General features: G+C 42.2%; 18 protein-coding genes. 10 read left to right on the top strand and 8 right to left on the bottom strand.

Annotated elements, in window-relative coordinates:
* Positions 1 to 27: 27 nt before the first annotated feature.
* Both IC619_RS02280 and IC619_RS02275 read right to left on the bottom strand, forming a co-directional pair.
* Entirely contained in the window at positions 28 to 672 is a 645-nt protein-coding gene (locus IC619_RS02280; RefSeq protein ID WP_191138492.1) for a response regulator, read from the bottom strand.
* Position 673: 1 nt separating this feature from the next.
* The gene (locus IC619_RS02275) at positions 674 to 1489 is read right to left on the bottom strand and encodes a sensor histidine kinase (RefSeq protein ID WP_191138491.1); all 816 of its coding nucleotides are present in this window, start codon (positions 1487 to 1489) and stop codon (positions 674 to 676) included.
* A gap of 190 nt (positions 1490 to 1679) precedes the next feature.
* On the opposite strand from IC619_RS02275, the gene IC619_RS02270 reads away from it, so the two are divergent.
* Positions 1680 to 2531 carry a M23 family metallopeptidase gene (locus tag IC619_RS02270; RefSeq protein WP_191138490.1) on the top strand — a complete coding sequence of 284 codons (852 nt, stop codon included), beginning with the start codon at positions 1680 to 1682 and terminating at the stop codon, positions 2529 to 2531.
* Between the two features lie 71 nt (positions 2532 to 2602).
* On the opposite strand, the gene IC619_RS02265 is transcribed toward IC619_RS02270, so the two are convergent.
* Together IC619_RS02265 and cudC are read right to left on the bottom strand one after the other, a co-directional pair.
* Positions 2603 to 4177: a high affinity choline transporter 1 gene (locus tag IC619_RS02265; protein WP_191138561.1), complete on the bottom strand. Its 1575-nt coding sequence runs from the start codon at positions 4175 to 4177 to the stop codon at positions 2603 to 2605.
* A gap of 83 nt (positions 4178 to 4260) precedes the next feature.
* On the bottom strand, positions 4261 to 4806 hold the full coding sequence (cudC, locus tag IC619_RS02260) for a choline uptake/conversion transcriptional regulator CudC (protein ID WP_191138489.1): 546 nt from the start codon (positions 4804 to 4806) through the stop codon (positions 4261 to 4263).
* A 256-nt stretch (positions 4807 to 5062) separates the two neighbouring features.
* Between cudC and betB the strand changes: the two genes are divergently transcribed.
* From betB to IC619_RS02225, 7 genes are all read left to right on the top strand, one after another.
* Positions 5063 to 6520 carry a betaine-aldehyde dehydrogenase gene (betB, locus tag IC619_RS02255; RefSeq protein WP_191138560.1) on the top strand — a complete coding sequence of 486 codons (1458 nt, stop codon included), beginning with the start codon at positions 5063 to 5065 and terminating at the stop codon, positions 6518 to 6520.
* A gap of 25 nt (positions 6521 to 6545) precedes the next feature.
* The gene (gene gbsB / locus IC619_RS02250; RefSeq protein ID WP_191138488.1) at positions 6546 to 7748 is read left to right on the top strand and encodes a choline dehydrogenase; all 1203 of its coding nucleotides are present in this window, start codon (positions 6546 to 6548) and stop codon (positions 7746 to 7748) included.
* Positions 7749 to 7944: 196 nt separating this feature from the next.
* On the top strand, positions 7945 to 8865 hold the full coding sequence (locus IC619_RS02245) for a phosphotransferase (RefSeq protein WP_191138487.1): 921 nt from the start codon (positions 7945 to 7947) through the stop codon (positions 8863 to 8865).
* A 95-nt stretch (positions 8866 to 8960) separates the two neighbouring features.
* Complete coding sequence (locus IC619_RS02240; protein ID WP_191138486.1) at positions 8961 to 9515, top strand: sigma-70 family RNA polymerase sigma factor; 555 nt, start codon at positions 8961 to 8963, stop codon at positions 9513 to 9515.
* A complete protein-coding gene (locus IC619_RS02235; RefSeq protein ID WP_191138485.1) occupies positions 9515 to 10129 on the top strand; it encodes an anti-sigma factor in 615 nt (204 codons plus the stop codon). Before IC619_RS02240 ends, IC619_RS02235 begins: the two co-directional genes overlap by 1 nt.
* Positions 10122 to 11384: a bactofilin family protein gene (locus IC619_RS02230; RefSeq protein WP_191138484.1), complete on the top strand. Its 1263-nt coding sequence runs from the start codon at positions 10122 to 10124 to the stop codon at positions 11382 to 11384. Before IC619_RS02235 ends, IC619_RS02230 begins: the two co-directional genes overlap by 8 nt.
* Before the next feature lie 273 nt (positions 11385 to 11657).
* Positions 11658 to 12701, top strand: a complete 1044-nt coding sequence (locus IC619_RS02225; RefSeq protein WP_191138483.1) for a flavin-containing monooxygenase — start codon at positions 11658 to 11660, stop codon at positions 12699 to 12701.
* On the opposite strand, the gene IC619_RS02220 is transcribed toward IC619_RS02225, so the two are convergent.
* Positions 12690 to 14849, bottom strand: a complete 2160-nt coding sequence (locus IC619_RS02220; RefSeq protein ID WP_191138482.1) for a heavy metal translocating P-type ATPase — start codon at positions 14847 to 14849, stop codon at positions 12690 to 12692. The two genes, IC619_RS02225 and IC619_RS02220, sit on opposite strands and share 12 nt — an antisense overlap.
* Positions 14850 to 14996: 147 nt before the next feature.
* Here IC619_RS02220 and IC619_RS02215 point away from each other — a divergent pair, with 147 nt between their 5' ends.
* Both IC619_RS02215 and IC619_RS02210 read left to right on the top strand, forming a co-directional pair.
* Complete coding sequence (locus IC619_RS02215) at positions 14997 to 15563, top strand: hypothetical protein (protein WP_191138481.1); 567 nt, start codon at positions 14997 to 14999, stop codon at positions 15561 to 15563.
* A gap of 114 nt (positions 15564 to 15677) precedes the next feature.
* Positions 15678 to 16109, top strand: a complete 432-nt coding sequence (locus IC619_RS02210; protein WP_191138480.1) for a hypothetical protein — start codon at positions 15678 to 15680, stop codon at positions 16107 to 16109.
* A gap of 74 nt (positions 16110 to 16183) precedes the next feature.
* On the opposite strand, the gene IC619_RS02205 is transcribed toward IC619_RS02210, so the two are convergent.
* The 3 genes from IC619_RS02205 to pxpB are packed head-to-tail and all read right to left on the bottom strand — an operon-like array spanning position 16184 to position 18640.
* On the bottom strand, positions 16184 to 16957 hold the full coding sequence (locus tag IC619_RS02205) for a LamB/YcsF family protein (RefSeq protein ID WP_347239747.1): 774 nt from the start codon (positions 16955 to 16957) through the stop codon (positions 16184 to 16186).
* A complete protein-coding gene (locus IC619_RS02200) occupies positions 16954 to 17967 on the bottom strand; it encodes a 5-oxoprolinase subunit C family protein (RefSeq protein ID WP_191138478.1) in 1014 nt (337 codons plus the stop codon). Before IC619_RS02200 ends, IC619_RS02205 begins: the two co-directional genes overlap by 4 nt.
* A gap of 10 nt (positions 17968 to 17977) precedes the next feature.
* Positions 17978 to 18640, bottom strand: a complete 663-nt coding sequence (gene pxpB / locus IC619_RS02195) for a 5-oxoprolinase subunit PxpB (RefSeq protein WP_191138477.1) — start codon at positions 18638 to 18640, stop codon at positions 17978 to 17980.
* Positions 18641 to 18653: the final 13 nt, after the last annotated feature.

The raw sequence follows: 18653 nt of genomic DNA, 5'->3' as shown, positions 1-18653 counted from the left end.
GCAACCTAAATCGGGTTGCTTTTTGTTTTATTTGCCCATAAACCCTTGTTCATAAGCATAGCGGACTAACTGAGCACGGTTGTTGAGATATAGTTTTTGCATAATGTTTTTGAGGTGATTTTTGACCGTATGTTCTGTAATAAATAAGGTGTTAGCGATTTCTTTATTACTCAATCCTTTTGCAACTTGAATCAATACTTCGTGTTCACGCTGGGTGAGACCGGAGTTAGGGGATATGATGGGTTTCTCATTAAACTCATGTAAGATACGACTAGCAATCGCAGCTGACATGGGTGCCTCTTCATTAATGATGGAGTGAATATATTCGATCCAAATTTGCGGGTTTAAGTTTTTGAGTAGATAACCTTGCGCTCCTTTTTTGATGGCTTCAAACAGGTCAGAGATTTGATCAGATACGGTAACCATGATGATTTTTATGTGTGGCAATTGATCTTTAATGAGCCTTGTCGCCTCTAACCCATTCATATTTGGCATGTTAATATCCATTAAGATCAAATCGGGTAAAAGCGATTCTGCCATTTGGACCACTTCGAGCCCATCTTTAGCTTCTCCCACAATTTTTAAGTTTGGATCGGTTTGTAAAATCATGCGTATTGCTTTACGAGATGCTTCCGAATCGTCACCAATAAGAACAGAGATGGACGGTTCCAATTTAATTTCCTCCTTTTGTAATCAATAAATGCGTACGGTCATCTTTGCGATAAAAATGAAGTGTAGCGCCAACTTCCTGGGCACGATCTTCCATGATGCGTAAGCCAAAATGATGGCTATCTGCAATGGCCTGAGGATCAAAACCAACACCATCATCTTGTACTGCGAGTTGCCAGCCTTTAAAATGTGCTTTCAGTGTAATTGAAAGATGCTCGGCTTGTGCATGTTTGCGAATATTGGTTAAGGCCTCCTGTAGACAAGAAAGAATGGTCGCTTTTTCTTTAGAAGTAAGGTCGAGATTCGGTTCGATGTCAACATGAATGTCTACGCCCGTATCTAACTTAAATTCTTGAATGAGATTGCGTACTTTTTTCTCCCATCCGACTACGCCTTCTTGAGGAGGGGCTTTTAAGTGCGAGATGGAGTTACGAACATAATCATGCACCTGACGTAAACTATGCTCTAGCTCGTGCCATCGCGGATCGGATTCCTCTTTCATCGCATTCATTTGCACGGAGCAGAGGAAAAGAGCTTGGGCTGTACCATCGTGTAATTCGCGTGCAATTCGCTCACGTTCTTGTAGAATGGCTTTTTCTTCCCGCTCTTTCTCTAGTTGGTATTTCATATGATCATAGCGTGTAAATAACTTACGCACGACCGTAATCGTAACGAGAAAGACCCACAGTGGGGAGAGCCAATTGCCTAAATCCATCGATATATAGTGTAATACATGGGATTGATGGCGAAAAAGCTCCCAGAAAAAAATAACCAGTGTGGGTGTAAATAAGATGATCCACTTGATGTGTTTATCATTCATGATAATCCTCCTAAACCCATTCATCCACTCTTTAATCTATCAAATTATAAGCTGTTTAGCATGACTGTAAAGGGGGATAAGGATAAAGTCTCTATATGATAATATCTTAGTGTGAATGAACTAAAATATACAACGAATCGTAAGCACAAATCATGCAAAGATCCTATCAGGATGGGAAGGAGAGAAAGATATGAGAAAATGGATATGGGGTCTACTACTTGCGGTTCTAATTGTCCTGTTTCTAAATGATAATATAAACCTTAAGCCTTATTTTGAAAGTCATCCCGTAATCGAATTTCGTGTACCTGTAAAATGGTCTGCTACCTATATTCAACTGGGGGAAAAGTACGAAATTCCATGGTGGTATTTAGTCGCCATCGATGAAGTAGTACATGATTACCAAGGAATTTCTACGACCACCATTGAGAAAAATGCGCGCTGGTTGCAAACAGAAATGGGAAATAAACAAGTAAATACAACTACACTAACATCCGTTTTAGAACAAAAATACACGAAAGAAAATGTGAAGAAGATGATGCAAATCGCATCCTCCTATCGTTGGGAAGCGGCTTCCTTATCGGAAGATTATGAGTTCCCCTTTCGGACAGAGGACATCTCAAAAATCTCCTATAACAATAGCTGGGGCAATCCGCGTTCATATGGTGGTAAGCGACAACATGAAGGGACGGATATGATGGCTCCAGCGAAAACGCCGATTCAATCCGTTTCCGATGGTAAAGTCGTTCGTAAAGGCTGGGATCGATTAGGCGGTTGGCGCTTGTTGATCCAAGATGAAAAACACGAGCAAATCTACTATTACTATGCCCATCTTTCAAGCTATGCCGAAACGCTTAAAGAAGGCGATCGGGTAAAAAGTGGACAGATTATCGGCTATGTGGGTGATAGCGGCTATGGTCCAGAAGGTACTACCGGTCAATTCCCGCCACATCTTCACTTTGGCATGTATGTAAGTGAAAGTAAATTTTCATATGGGCGCGCGGCAGTCAATCCATATGTATTATTAAAGACGTGGGAGAATTAAAATAGTCATAGAAATGGGCGTATATCAAAAGAACCCCCCTTGAAATGATCTAGGGGGGTTCTTTTGCTCGTTTAAATCTTTTTCAAGTTTTTAAGCGGTAATGGCGGTGAAATTTTGGCTGTCATTTTAGAAACGATGTAGATGGTAAGTAAGCTACATACCATCGCAAGTGTTCGGAATGGGAACAATACCACACCGTCTTCCACCATCGGATAAGGGATGATTTGTGGAATGTTTAAAACGGGCTCTCCGCCACCAAAACGTAAGATAAATCCTACAGCAAGCCCGGCCATAGAACCGTATTTATTGGCACCTTTGAAAAATAAAGCCATGGTAAGCTGCGGGAAGAGCAAGACATAAACAAAATCACTACACAAATACCATAAGGCATACACACTATTTACGCTAAGCGCAATCAAGGTTGCTGCGACACCGACCAAGATAATCGATGTTTTAATCACTTTCTTCAGTTGCTCAGGTGTTGCCTTAGGTTTAATCAAAGGTCGGTATACATTCCATGATGCCATAGAAGATGCAGATAACACCGATGAATCAACGGAAGACATTACCGCGGCGGCAAGTGCACCGAGTCCGATAGCGGCAATTACTTCAGGTGTAAGGAACCGAAGCACATAAGGTAAGATCATGGCTGCACTTTCAGGCGCTTCCATTCCTAAAGCGGCCCAGTCTACATTGAATCCAATGATTCCGATTAAGGCAGCAGGGATAGCGGCAATGATGGCGATCGCACCAGCAAATATGGAAAGCCACATCGCCGTATTTGGTGTTTTAGCCGATAAAACGCGTTGAAAGTACACTTGCCACGGGATACCACCGAAGATGAGAAGTAAGGCATAATCCCACCAATTCCAATAATAATTACCCCAGCTCGGATCTTTCCAACCGTCGAGGGGTGGGAAAAGACTCGCATAGTTCGTTCCGATTTCCGCCATGCCACCTTGATACCCAGATAGGGCAGCGGAAAATCCACCGACTTGCGAAAAGGCAAAGGGTAGCACTAGAAATAAACCGATTAAAATGATTGCCATTTGCAAGACATCTGTATAAGCGACTGACCAAAGTCCACCCACCACGGTATAACCGATTGCAATGATAGCAGATAAGATGATAGAAGTGGTTGAATCGAGGCCCAAAATCGTGCCAAATGTTGTGCCTAGGGCGGTTAAGATGGCTGCACTCCAAAAAATTTCACCAGCAAGTGCAGGGATGTATAAAATACCGGTCATTTTTTTCCCAAATCGGGCTTCCAAAGGGTCTAACATGGTCGTAAATTCATATCTACGCATTTTACGTGCGTAAAAAATACCACCGATGAACAAGCTTATTGCATATCCCCAAGGTGCTTGAGCCCATACCAGACCATTTGCATAAGTTTGTTCAGCGGTACCATTAATATAGCCACCACCTACCCATGTCGCTGCCATGGTAAACATAGCGATCCATAAGGGAATGCCTCGTCCAGCCAGCATCATACCTTTTAGATCGTCTGTTTTCTTGGAAGCCGTTATCGCGCCTACATAGTAGATGGCGATGTAAAAGATTAGCATGGAAATGAGGCCACCCCAGAAAATATCTTGACCAGAGTATGCAGCATATCCGACGATGGTAAGGATGCCTACCACCATCACGAGAAGACCTACTCTACCTGTTGTCCAAAAGCTTTTTTGTTTATCACTGTCTACCTGACTCACCCAATCTCTCCTTCTGTTTATAAATCGTCCTCATTCACGGGGACATAGTTGAAAATATCCCCGCTTTTAAATTTCTCTACGAGTTCTCCTAACCAAGCATAATATTGCTTGGCATTATATAATTTTTCTAAATCACGCTTGATCTGTATTTGCTCTTCTTCAGAACAGTTTTGTTGTTTCAAATTCTCTTGTAATCGTATTTCGGTCTCAAGCAAAGGTTTTTGATTAATTTGGATTTCTTTTTCCCAGAGATGAGCAAAGAAGTCTAAAAAGGAGCGAAACTGATCATGTTCCGCAACATATAAATCTTTGCGAACTCCTTTTTGCCATTTTTTATGGACGAGTTTCAGTTGAGATAGCGTACGGATGCCTGTGCTCATACTGGTTTTACTCATACCCGTAAGACTTCTCATATCATCTAGTGTCATCGGCTCATCATGAAAAAACATAATGCCAAACAGTCGTCCCATAGAAGGACTTAATCCGTACATTTCCATCGTTTCCGATAAAGATGAAATGTATGCATTACGAGCCTGTTCAAGTTCATCTGAATGTGGCGCCACATAAGACACTCCTTAACTTAAGAAATACCATTCATATATCCGCGGTTATACAAAATAAAACAGTTTATACAGGATTTACTGTATAAACATTTATTATGTTAACACACTCCTCTATCATGTCAAATTTTTGTCACACGTATAACAAACTGAGTTGCAAAGATAATAAAGAAATGATAGCCTAGTTGTAAATTCAGTTTGTACAGTTTTTTCTGTATGAACTAAACATTGGAGGGAATGATCTTTGCTTACCAGTCGCATGTATATCAATGGGCAATGGGTTGATGCACGATCGGGTAAAACCCGTGCGATCATAAACCCATATAATCAAGAGGTGATTGCAAAGGTACCAGAAGGGGATCGGTCTGATACGCAAACTGCAATCCAAGCGGCACGGATTGCCTTTGATGAAGGGCCATGGCCACATACACCAGCAAGTGAAAGAGGAAAAATGGTGTATCGTGTTGCGGAATTGATCGAACAAAATAAAGAGGAGCTAGCTCGACTTGAAACGTTGGATACAGGTAAAACCATTATTGAAAGTGAAGCAGATATGGATGATATTGCTTCTGTCTTTCGGTATTATGCAGGTTTAGCGGATAAAGATGGTGGAGAAACCATTGATCCGCCTAGTTCAGACGCTGAAAGTCGTGTCGTACGGGAGCCAGTCGGTGTCTGTGGGATGATCACACCATGGAATTATCCGTTACTGCAAGCTTCATGGAAAATCGCACCAGCGCTTGCAGCAGGATGTACCTTCGTGCTAAAACCAAGTGAAATTACACCACTTACGACTTTAAAAATAGCAGAGATCATGGAACAGGTCGGATTTCCTGCTGGTGTCGTCAATGTTGTTACGGGCCCTGGGGCAGAAGTAGGTGCTGAACTTGCTGAATCCGATCAAGTTGATCTGATTTCCTTCACCGGTGGTATTGAAACCGGGCGGAAGATTATGACAGCTGCCTCTGGCAATATGAAGAAAATCGCATTAGAGCTAGGGGGCAAAAATCCGAATATCGTTTTTGCTGATGGCGATTTTGAAACCACATTGGATTATGCCTTAAATGCGGTTTATTTCCATGCTGGTCAAGTTTGCTCAGCGGGAGCTCGTCTCATCATTGAGGAAAGTATTCATGATCGATTTGTTTCTGAGCTCGTAAAACGAGTGGAGAAAATTAAATTAGGGAATGGATTTGATGAAGGCACTCAAATGGGACCGCTTACTTCAGCAGAGCATCGTGCTAAGGTAGAAAACTATATTGAAGTGGGGCAAGCAGAAGGTGCCAAGCTTTTAATTGGCGGGAAAAGACCAGCAGGAGAACAATTTGCAAACGGTTTCTTCGTGGAGCCAACGGTCTTTGATGGCTGCTCTTCAAAAATGCGGATTGTACAAGAAGAAACTTTTGGTCCTATTCTGACCATTGAAACCTTTACCACGGAAGAGGAAGCGATCGGTTTGGCTAACGACTCTGTGTATGGTTTAGCAGGTGCAGTTTGGACACAAGATATGAATCGTGCCGCTCGTGTAAGCCGGGCACTCCGCATGGGAACCGTTTGGATTAACGATTATCATCCCTATTTCCCACAAGCGCCTTGGGGTGGTTATAAACAGTCAGGGATAGGCCGTGAGTTAGGAAAGACAGGTTTAGAAGAATATACCGAACAAAAGCATATCTATAAAAACCTAAATCCGAAACCGATGGGTTGGTTTGTCTAAAATTTTGATCAAGGGGGATTTATTTATGATTCGTACAGAACAAATGTTAACGCAGAAAGAATTTGAGATGCCAACTAAAGTGGTATCTGGAGTAGGTGTCATTCAATCAGCAGGCAATGAGATAAAAAAACTAGGTGTTACCAAAGCGATGATTGTGACCGATATCGGCTTATTTTCAGCAGGAGTAACGAAACCAATCGAAGAGAGTTTACGCAATGCTGGTTTAGATGTCCATGTTTTTCATGAGATAAAAGGCGAACCAGATACAGATCTCATTGCTTTAGGTGCAAAAACGTATCTAGAGAACAACTGTAACGGATTAGTGGCAGTAGGTGGCGGTAGCTCCATGGATACGGCGAAAGCGATAGGAGTAGAAGCGGTTCACGGGGAGCCTGTGCTTAACTATGAGGCTTCCGATAATGGTAAACCGCTAACCAAAAGAATTCCACCACTTACCACGATCCCGACGACTGCTGGAACCGGTAGTGAAGTAACCCAGTGGGCGGTAATTAAAGATCCGGTTCGTGAAATTAAGTTTAATGTGGGTGGACCTCTGATCCCCGCACACTTAGCGATTATCGATCCAGAGATGCATCTTTCTATGCCGAAGCATATTACCGCTGCAACTGGTGTTGATGCGCTATCTCATGCGATCGAATGCTTTACGATGAATCAAGCGCAACCGATTACAGACGCTGTAGCACTACTAGCTATCGAATACGTAGGGAAATACTTACGTCGTGCCTATGCAAATGGACATGATGTAGAAGCTCGTTATCATATGGCTCAAGCGGCTATGCTGGCTGGTCTTTCTTATGGAAGTGATTCTGCTGGTGCAGCACATGCTATGGCACAAACATTAGGCGGAATGGTACCCGTCATGCATGGACAATGTGTTTCGGCGATGTTGCCACCTGTAATGGAATACAACTGGATGGGTGCTCCTCATAAATTTGCGCGTATTGCCGAAGCATTAGGAGTGAACACAAAAGAGATGACCGTAGAAGAGGCAGCTATTGCGGCTGTAATCGAGGTAGAGCGTTTGGTTGCTGATGTAAACATCCCAAGCCTACTCGATCAAGGTGTCGATCCTGAGCAAATCGATCGGTATGCCCAAGCAGCACTAGATGATCCACAAACATTTGGTAATCCACGCGATCTCGACTTAAATGCGTACAAATGGATTTATGGACGTTGTCTCGGCTTAGAAGAATCAACTTTATATTAATCTATAGTCAGGAGAGACCAGCATATGTATATGATGCTGGTCTCTTTTGTGTGTTATAATTTAATATTAAATAAACATAGAGAATTTAAACGTATATCATATTTTATCAAAATCTTACCTTTCGGCTGAACGGCTAATCGTTTGCAATTTAACAAGCACTACGCGTAAAAGAATAATACCAATGGAGGTAAAATAGATGGAGAAAAAACCATGGGCGGCTGAGTATGTCGTAACGCCTATACAAGCACAGCGATGGATTGAAGCGCAGTTTCCACAATTAGCACCGGTTCGAGTACATGTGGTAGGTAAAGGATTCGATAATACGGTCTTCAAAGTAAATGAGCGATATATTTTTCGTTTCCCCCGTCGCACTATCGCAGTGGCGTTAATGGAAGTGGAAAATGCCATTTTACCTTCATTAAGTGATCAATTACCGTTACCCATCCCTGTACCGCAATTTCTAGGTCGAGCAGTTGCTGATGAATTTCCATGGTTTTTTACGGGATATGCTATGATTCAAGGATATCCGCCTCAAGTTTCGACAGAAACAGATTGGGCACCTAATGCCTCACAACTTGCTCGCTTTTTAAAGGCATTACATGCTTTTCCCGTTGCTAAGGCACGTCAACTTGGTGTTCCATACGATGAAATCCAGCGATTAGATATTATAAAGCAAAAACATACCATCCTGCCCTATCTAAAGCGGATTAAAGAGAGCGGTTTATATGCTTCCTTTCAAGATTTAAATGATTATATCGATAACGTACCCGTGCTGGAGGAGCAATTCAATCCAACATTGATACATGGGGACCTACATATTCGTAATTTCCTCGTTGATCAATCCAATCATATTGCTGGCGTTATTGATTGGGGAGATGCCCACATCGGACATCCAGCTATCGACCTTAGTTTGATTTATAGCTTTTTACCAGCAGAAGGACGTTCTTTATTTTTTGCAGAGTATGGGCAAGTAGACGAATATACCCAAACAGTGGCCCGATTTAAAGCATGCTATAGTTCTATTATCTTACTGGTATATGGGTTTGATCATAGGGATATGCCTTTGGTTAAAGCTGCACAACAAAGCTTAAATCATATTTTGTATCCATCGTGTTGATGAACCGATTTAAATTTTTTATAGAAAGTGAAATAAATGCGGAGTCACGTACGTCTAACTAATGAGAGGCGAAACGGGAGGTGGGTCCGTGTTAGGTGGATAATTGGATAAAGAAAGCACAAACAGGGGATCAAGACGCATTTCGAAAAATTGTGGAGGCGTACGAAAAGAAAATATATAACTTAGTTCTTCAATTATTGAAAAAGCCAGAAGAGGCCAAAGATGTTACACAAGAGGTATTTATTAAAATATATACAAACTTAAGTCGTTACCGTGCAGAAGCGCAGTTTTCTACATGGGCTTACCAGATTACTTATCGCACTTGTATGGATCGCTTGCGGAAGAAACAAAAAGAGCAAACATTATTTCCACCTCAGGAATTAGATGAAAACCAAACCAAAATAGATCATGTTAGTGTAGAAGCGAGGTACGAACAAAGAGAGTTGCGGGAGCAACTGCAAGAAACACTTGACCAGTTACCAGACAAATATCGCATGGTATTGATTTTATCGCATCAACAAGAATTATCTTATCAAGAGATCGCTGACATCCTAGAAATGCCAGTCAATACCGTAGGTACACATCTTTATCGAGCAAAGTTACAACTAAGAAAGTTACTGGGACCACTACGTGAAAGGGGGATGATGTGATGAAACGACTTACTTGTAAGGAAGTAGAGATGGTAATCGAGCGCTTTGTAGATGAAGAGTTAGATGTGTTAGAAGAGATGTATGTGGAAGATCACTGTCGCACATGCTCCGCTTGTCAGTTCATTTTGGAAGCAAAGCTGGATCGAGCGTTAAGTGGTTTTTTGGATACCAATATGTCATTACAAACTCCTCCTCTCCATTTAGTGGATGACATTATGGTGGCCGTTTCCAAACAACCACAAACGCAAGATATGCCTTTCTTTAAAACCATGCTCCGCTTTTGGCAAGTGGGAATGGCACTTCTTACATCGTTCTTCTTGCTCTTGCTTTACTGGGATGGTATTCATTTGAATGATTCGCAAATATGGCTACAACTTCAGCTAAGGCAGATGGAAGTTGGCTATGTTTCACATGTTGAAGTGTTAAAAGCGGTATGGTTAGAAATATTTGAGCTCCCCTCTCAAGTCGGAAATAGCTTCATACAGATGAAAAGTTTTCTGACTAGCTATCAAGGTACACTTTTTTACAGTAGTATGATTGGCCTATTGTGCGTGTTAGGACTGTATTTGATGAATCTAGGACTACATGAGTTGAGGAGGAGAAAGCTTGCGTAAAGTTTTTACATTTATGTTTAAATGGTTCTTTATACTGGTGTTAGTAGGTGCTATATTAATCGGTTTTAGCTTTATAGAGCGAGGGGAGATTGCGAAACATATTGCACAGGAGTTTCATCTTCCCTACGAACAAACACAGAGAATGGTCGAGAGGCCGATCCAAGAGGGGTGGTCAGAAGAAACAGATGGTAGTGTACGTGTTGACCGTGAAGTGACGAGAGATTTTCAAGTCTCCACCATCACCATCGGGGACGATGCGGTTTTAGCAGGAGATGTTACGGCATCTGAATCCGTAATCATTGAAGATGGACTTGTACGCGGCAATATCAATGCGAAACAAATTATTGTGGGGTTAGAAGAAAGAAGACATTACGATGAGGATACTGACAGAGATAAAGGCGTATGGGGCAATGTAATTGGGGAGCAAATCCAAATTAGAGATGCTAGCGTTGTGATGGGAGATGTAGGGAAAGAAACGAGCACAGTTCATATTGGTGGACATGTGTCAGGTGATGTACAGGGGAAAAAAGTAATCTTAGAACAAACAGCAGTAATCGATGGGAATATTTCTCTAGCTGGAGAGGTACTCATTATGGAACCAGGAGCTGAGGTGCGTGGTGCGATTATAACACCAGAAAATAAGCCACTAAGCATTGTCAAGCAAGTACCTGATTCGTCTCCTGGTGATCATGGAAAGGGTCATGATGAAGGTGATGTCGATGAAAATAATATCTACTATGAAAGAGACTCGGATAATGCGTTTGGATTATGGCTTCTCTTTGTAGTGGGGATTGTTTCTCTCACTACACTGGTATATGTGTTTGCACGTTCCGAGTTAGATGAGACCGGGCATAGCATCATCACTTCACCATGGAAAATGTTGTGGAAGGGATTCCTAACTGCTTTACTGTCGTTACCGCTTTTGTTTGTCTTAGCGGTCTCTGTCTTAGGTATTCCACTGGCAATCATCTACGCAATCGGCTTGCTACTAGCTACTGCAATGGGTCTAATTGCGATTGCTCAAATTATTGGCACAAAGGTTGGGGATACGCTACAATTTAAAACGGAAAAGCAACTCTTGCTCCTTTTACTTGGGATTTTATTAATCGTACACTTGATCTGGATACCAATATTGGGATGGCTCTTATTAATGGGTGGACTTTTACTTGGACTCGGTAGCGTGACGGAACGTTGGTTTCCGAAGATAAAGGCATCATGGCGTAGTTTTCGCCAGAAAAAGTCAGATCATAAATAAATAATCATCTTTGTGGGTTGTGTAAAGTTTACTTTTGCACGACCCACATCTGTATTTGGCGTTGTATGGACTGCTGTGAAGGGGTAAATGCTTGCTTTCTTTGCTCAGGGATGAAAAAGGAGCTGTTTTCAAAAGCAATTTCTATTTTATCTTGGAATACATATATATGAGAAGGATTCCTGATCTCCTTAAACTTCACATCAGTAAATAGACAAGCGTGATTCTATCTGTTAATATGAGCATGTGTTCATATTAACAGATAGGAGTACATTTATGCGCTATGATGTGATTGTAATCGGTGGCGGACAAGCCGGCTTAGCAGTGGGGTATTACTTGCGTAAAACCAACTTTTCGTATCTTATTTTAGATCGGGATAAGCAGATGGGACAGCAATGGAGGGATCGTTATGATTCACTTGTTTTATTTACACCGCGTTTATATAGTGCTCTCCCGGGTCTTACGATGGCAGGAGACCCACAAGGATATCCATCCAAAGATGAAATGGCTGACTATCTTGAATTATATGGAAAATCATTTCATTTATCCATTATGCATAACCAAGAAGTAATCAAGATCGATCACACAAAGGATGGCTTTATCATCTTCACATCGAATACCCAATTTGAATCTAAACGAATCGTTTTAGCGACAGGGGCATTTCAAACACCATTTGTCCCTCCATTTGCGGGGCAATTAAGTGCAGACGTCGTACAAATGCATTCATCTGAATACCGTAATCCCAAGCAATTACAGAGGGGAACTACTTTGATCGTAGGAGGTGGAAATTCAGGGGCTCAAATTGCAACTGAATGTAGTGAACACCAAGAAACCTATTTAGCTGTTAGCCAACCCTTACGTTTCTTGCCGCTAACGATAATGAAAAAAAGTATCTTTTGGTGGTTTGAGCAGCTCGGTTTACTAGCGATCGATATTCAATCTAGGCTAGGAAAACGAATGCGTACATGGGACGACCCTATTTTTGGCTATACGCTAAAACAAGCTTTAAAGCAAAAAAAAGTGATGCAAAAAGGGCGTGTTATCCAAGCTGAAGGGTCTCTTGTCAGCTTTAACGATCGCACACAGATTGAAGTGAAAAATGTGATCTGGGCTACTGGATTTAAGCAGATGCATCCTTTTTTTCAACATCCGTCTTTGTATGATCAAAATGGAAAGATTAAACATCAACATGGGGTTACCGAGATCAAAGGTTGCTATGTGATTGGCTTGCCCTGGCTACATCGCAGAGGATCATCACTAATCCTAGGGGTGGGTGAAGATGCCCAGTTTCTGGTTAAACATATGCAGTCACTTCTGTAAACGTAAGGCATTTAACACCACAATCAGGGAGCTGCTCGCCATCGTTAGTGCGCCGATCCAAGGATTTAATAAGCCGAGAACAGCTAAAGGAATGTTGATTGCGTTATAACCAAGTGCCCATAATAAGTTTTGTTTAATATTCATCATCGTACGTTTACTTATTTTAAAAGCTTGCACAACACGAAATAAGTGATTGTGTAAAAGTTGGATATCACAGGCTCGATTGGTTAAATTAGCACCTGTTCCCATGGCTATTCCGATATTAGCGGTTTTTAGTGCAGGTGCATCATTTATGCCATCACCTATCATGGCTACGCGTTTACCAGATGACTGTATTTTTTGGATTATCTTAACTTTATCTTGTGGCAACACTTCTGCATGGTAATGATCAATTTGTAACATACGGGCTGTCGCTTGGACCAGCTTTTTATGATCACCGGATACGATCCCCACCGTTTTACCTAGCTTCTTTAATAAATGCACACTGGAAATGGCATCTGGTTTGATTTCATCTGTTACGGCAATCAGTCCTGCAATCTGATCTTGAATGGCTACTAATAATACCGTGTGACCAGAAGCTTCTAGTTCTCGTAATTTTAAGAGGATGGGTTCAAATGTGATCCCCTCTTTGCGGAGAAGCCTGGGGCTACCGATCAATATGCGCCGTGAGCCGACATATGCTTCAACACCATAACCAGGTAAAGCTTGAAATCGCGAGACTGAAGGTAGAGCAATCTTCCTGCGACTAATTTCTTGTAAAATGGCAAATGCCATCGGATGCTCGGAAGATTGCTCAGTCGCTCCTACACATCGTAGAAAATCACGTTCCTGAAAACGATTTACTACATAGATATCACTTACTTGTGGTTTTCCGGATGTTAAAGTTCCCGTTTTATCAAATAGAATGACATCTACTTGATGGAGGGCTTCTAAAAAACGTCCTTCTTTAAATAAAATCCCAAGTTGAGCGGCCTTGCCGGATCCGACCAATATGGAGGTAGGTGTGGCGAGCCCTAAGGCACATGGACAAGCAATGATGAGAACCGTGATCGCTTTTTCAATCGCACCATATAAATATTCCGGTTGTAAGAGTAGATACCAAGCAAAAAAAGTTACAATGGCGATGACGATGATAATGGGAACAAATACAGCAGTGATTTGATCTGCAATCCTTTGAATCGGCGCATGATCGGTTTGTGCTCGCTCGACTAACTGTACCATTTGTGCCAATGTTGAATTTTGGGAAAGATGGGTCGCTTTGATCCGTAGTTGTCCATATTGATTGGTGGAACCGCCATAAACCAAATCGCCTCCTGCTTTCGTGACAGGGGTACTTTCACCTGTTAAAAATGACTCATCAACAAAACTTTTGCCAAACACGACAATGCCATCTATAGGGATTTTTGCACCGGGTTGGATTAAGAGAATATCACCGATAGCGATTTGATCTACTTTTATTTTATGAAGTTGATTTGCTCGAATAACAATGGCCTCTTGCCCGAATAGATCCGTTAATTGTTTTGTATTTCTTTGCGCTTGGAACATTGCTTTTGCCTCTAACCATTTTCCAAACAAAATAAAGGTAATAATCATGGCGCTACTTTCGTAAAAAAGCGGTGTATGGGTAGCACTTGGGAAGAGTGTAAGAAAAAAGCTATAACCGAAAGCAGTCAGGGTGCTTAATGCCACTAGTGTATCCATGGTGGTATGTTTGTTTTTTAGTGCTTGCCATGCGCGTTGATAAAAAGGCCATCCGATTCCCCATTGAATGATTGCGGTTAAGATACATTGAAACCATGGGTTTAACCAGTAACTAGGAATGGGATTTTCTAACCCGTGGAGATGAGTCAACATGACACTGATCAGCGGGATCGAAAGTAGAGCCGACAAAAGAAAACGCAACAAATCTTTGTGGTGATGAGCCCGATGTTTAGATTGTATGGTAGAAACTTTAAAGCCTAAGTTCTCAATTCGCGATTGAATATAAGACAGGTTCAACTGTTTGGGAAAATAGCGAATTGTCGCATTTCCAGTAGCTAAATTAACACGGATTTGATTCACACCTTCTATTTTACCAATTCTTTTTTCGATACGTTGTACACAGGCCGCACAATGCATCCCCATAATTTGCAATTGAACTTGTTTCATGGTTTCGCTCCTGTTCCATTACAAACTTTCTTTTAAAGTGATACATATATATGAAGGAAGTGGTACATGCATGTCAACTGAATCATGATGCTACGTCATTTATCATATGGTTTTTAAAAGGAACAGATTGGGAAGGAGATAGATCGATTGATTACGATATTAGTAGGAATGTTTACGACGCTCTTATGTACGAGCTTTATCATCATACTCACACATCGCTTTAAGCATCACTTATCATGTGCGACAGCTATGATGGTAGCTATGGGTGCAGGGATGATGTCTAGTTTGTTATGGGGAACGATCTGGGCGGTTATGCTCGGCAGGATGTTGGAACCTACTGTGTTGGGCGTTATCGTAGGAATGGTAGTCGGGTATTGTACAGGGAAGCCGATTCATCTCATGGCAGCAGTCGACGGGTGTTTAGCAGGTGTAATGGGCGGGATGATGGGTGCTATGCTAGGTGTTATGATCATCGGTGAAGTCCCGCACAGAATGATTGCTTTTCTCACACTTGTATTGGTGATAAGTATGTTATTGATCATGCAGATCATGGTACAAGAAGTACAGCAATCTGTTTTACCCCGAATGTGGAAGTGGGCTTTCTCTGTTAGTGTGATGATTTTGATAGCTGTGGGTGTATGGATAGACGAGCAGTATCTTGTCAAACCAAATGAGCGGACACAGCAGCAAAATTTGAATCATCAACATGAATGAGATTTCAATCAGCCAGCATGCATACAAATTATTCCTATTTTTTCTCTATGAACCCAATCCTTTTTCATACTAGATTCATAGTATATAGAAGCTAGTAAAAAAGGAGGTGATCATATGGCAAACGCCAATATTGTCTCTTATACGGATCAACCAGGTCTTGGTTCTGGGACACCCATCACGTTTGATACAGCTACTCAGCTTAATGGAATCAACTTTGATTCGTTTGGATCACCGACAACAGTTCATATCGTAACGAGCGGGATCTACAATATCGAGTTTATTGCAAGCTGTCGAAATAATACAGGATCAACATTTGTTCATCGTGTGGGGCTGTATGTAAATGGTATAAACGTTCTTTCAAGTAATTATGGCAATGAATCAAATAGTGGTGGCGAAATTAGATTAGTACCCGGTTCAACTCAAAGAGGATTGAACTCAGGTGATGTACTCACTTTAGTCTTAGAATCGGGAGGAGATCTGGCTGTTGTTGGAGGCTTCGCACCACCAGATGTGGTGGCATCGCTAAAGATAACGCAAATCAGTTAAAGGATTAAGTATTGTAACTGCTCAAAAGTAGAGAGATAACTACTTTTGAGCAGTTTTTGAGGTGAAGAAGATTATTATAAAAATTGAATCGCGGGCTGGACATGAATTTTCTGATCCTTCAATTCCTGTCGTACTTGCTGTATGATTTCTAATGCAGACGCGTGGTCACCGTGCAGACAGAGTGTATCCGCTTGAATGGGAATAGGGGCTGGTGTATCATAGGGCAATACTTGACGGTTCATGGCGATATGCAGGGCTTGCTCCGCGGCTGTGATCGGATCATCTATACAAGCGTCTGCCTGTGAACGTGGACAGAGTGTACCATCAGATCGATAGCGTCGATCAATAAATGCTTCGCTTGCCACTTTTAACCCTTTATTTTTCCCAGCCTCAACCAGTTTGCTATGTGCGAGTCCATAAAGGATAAGCTGAGGACGAAAATCGAAAACGGCAGTAGCAATCGCCTCTGCGATGATCGGGTTGCTAGCTGCTTGATGATATAAGGCGCCGTGTGGCTTTACATGATGTAACGTGCCCCTAGCTGCTTGCACAAAGCTATCTAATGCACCGATCTGATAAAGAACGATTTCATATACTTCACGTGGAGATAAAGATACATTTCGCCGTCCAAATCCCTGTAAGTCTGGAAAGCCGGGATGGGCACCAATTGCTACTTGCTTTTGCAGTGCAATTTGGACGGTTTTGGCCATCGTAGCGGGATCTCCTGCATGAAATCCACAGGCGATGTTACAGGAAGTGATCAAGTCAAATAGCGGTTCATCTTGCCCAAAGGTATAAATGCCAAAACTTTCGCCCAAATCGCAGTTGATATCTATACTTCGCTTCACACAATCTGCCTCCATTTCATACGTAATGCTTGTTTCATGATGTCATACTGTAAGGCTTGACGCCTAAGTAAGCTTTGGGCTTCTTGTACATCGACCAGTTGAAATTGAAGCCAATTACCAGGTTTAGCTTGTGCCAATAAAGAGCGATCAACAGAAGCTACTTGAGCTATTTTGGGATATCCACCGACTGTTTGTGCATCTGCTGCCAGTAGGATCGGTTGTCCAGAGGGTGGTACTTGTATGGTACCAAACAGAACGGGTTCTGATAACATCTCTAGCGGAGTGGATAGAGATAAAGACGCGCCATCTAGCCGATATCCCATACGATTCGCTTGTTCGTTTACGCGGTAAGGAGTACGCCGTAAATGTTGTTTGCTCATTTCAGTGAAGTGCTGGTATTGCGGTCCTGCGATAATGCGAATCAAAATGGGACGAGAACCATTCTTGGGTAAAGGGGTAGTAATAAAATAGGAGCGGAAATAGGTAGATTTTGAATCAGCTAGGCGGGTATAGACTTGGATCATGTTGCGCTGTTTTTCGGACCATTGGCCGATTTTTATTTGATCGCCGTCACGACAAGCCCTGCCCGCAACCCCGCCAAATTGTGCGGGAAAATGGGTGCTTTTACTTCCTAAGACAGAGGAGACTTGAAAGCCACCCGCTATAGCTAAATAAGCACGGCATCCAACTTGCGTTTTACCAAAGGAAAGTGTAGACCCTTTGCGGATGAAGAGAAGTTTTCCAGTTGGAAGGGGTAGGGTGTTCAGAGTAGGAGATAAATGAGCACCACAAATCGCAATGAACGTATCCATATGAAATTGAATCGTCGGTCCGATCAGTGTCATCTCCAAAACACTTTCATTTTCTGAGTTGCCTACTAATAAATTGGCCAAACGTGCAGCAAGGGGATCCATTGCACCACCAGTTGTTACACCGATGTGCTGATACCCTATCCTACCTTGATCTTGTATCGAGGTGAGTAAGCCCGCTTTCTGGATGGTGATAAACATCAACATTTCCTCATTTCCATGATTGAAATTGGGACGCTGAAATGGGGATAAAGCGTATATGATCTCCAGCATGAAGGAAGCTGGGTTCGGGACGAAAAGGGTCGAACAATGGAATCGGGGTTCTTCCTATAATTTGCCAGCCACCAGGTGAAGTAAAGGGATAAATTCCGGTTTGTTTGCCGGCAATGCCCACTGATCCAGCTGAAACGGTAAATCGAGGCGTTTGATGTCTGGGCGTAGCAATTTTAGGATGCACGTCGCTCAGATAGGGAAAGCCAGGGGCAAAACCAATAAATTGCACCCGATAAACGGGCATACTATGCATGGTAATGACTTCTTCGGTGGTAAGCTGGTGATGAACGGCAAGACGCTCTAAATCGGGTCCAAAGACAGGATCATAACAAACTGGAATCTCAATGATACTTGTAGGTGGAGGAGTGGATATGGAAGTGTATGTTAATTGTTCGGCAATTTGTTTTCGGATGACCCCATAATCCCAGATGAGTGGGTCATAAACGATAGCGATTGCGGCGTAGGTGGGGACGATATCGCTCACACCTGGAAGGGATAAATTGCATAACTGATCGACATATAACTGCAAATCAACTGTCTCGTCCGGAAATGTAAGCTGTAAGGCGTGATCGCCAAGTGGCGTAATATGGATGGAATGCATAGCGATACCTCCA

It is taken from the genome of Polycladospora coralii (genome assembly GCF_014773435.2).
Lineage (GTDB): Bacteria > Bacillota > Bacilli > Thermoactinomycetales > Thermoactinomycetaceae > Polycladospora > Polycladospora coralii.
This window is presented reverse-complemented; position numbering and strand designations above follow the sequence as displayed.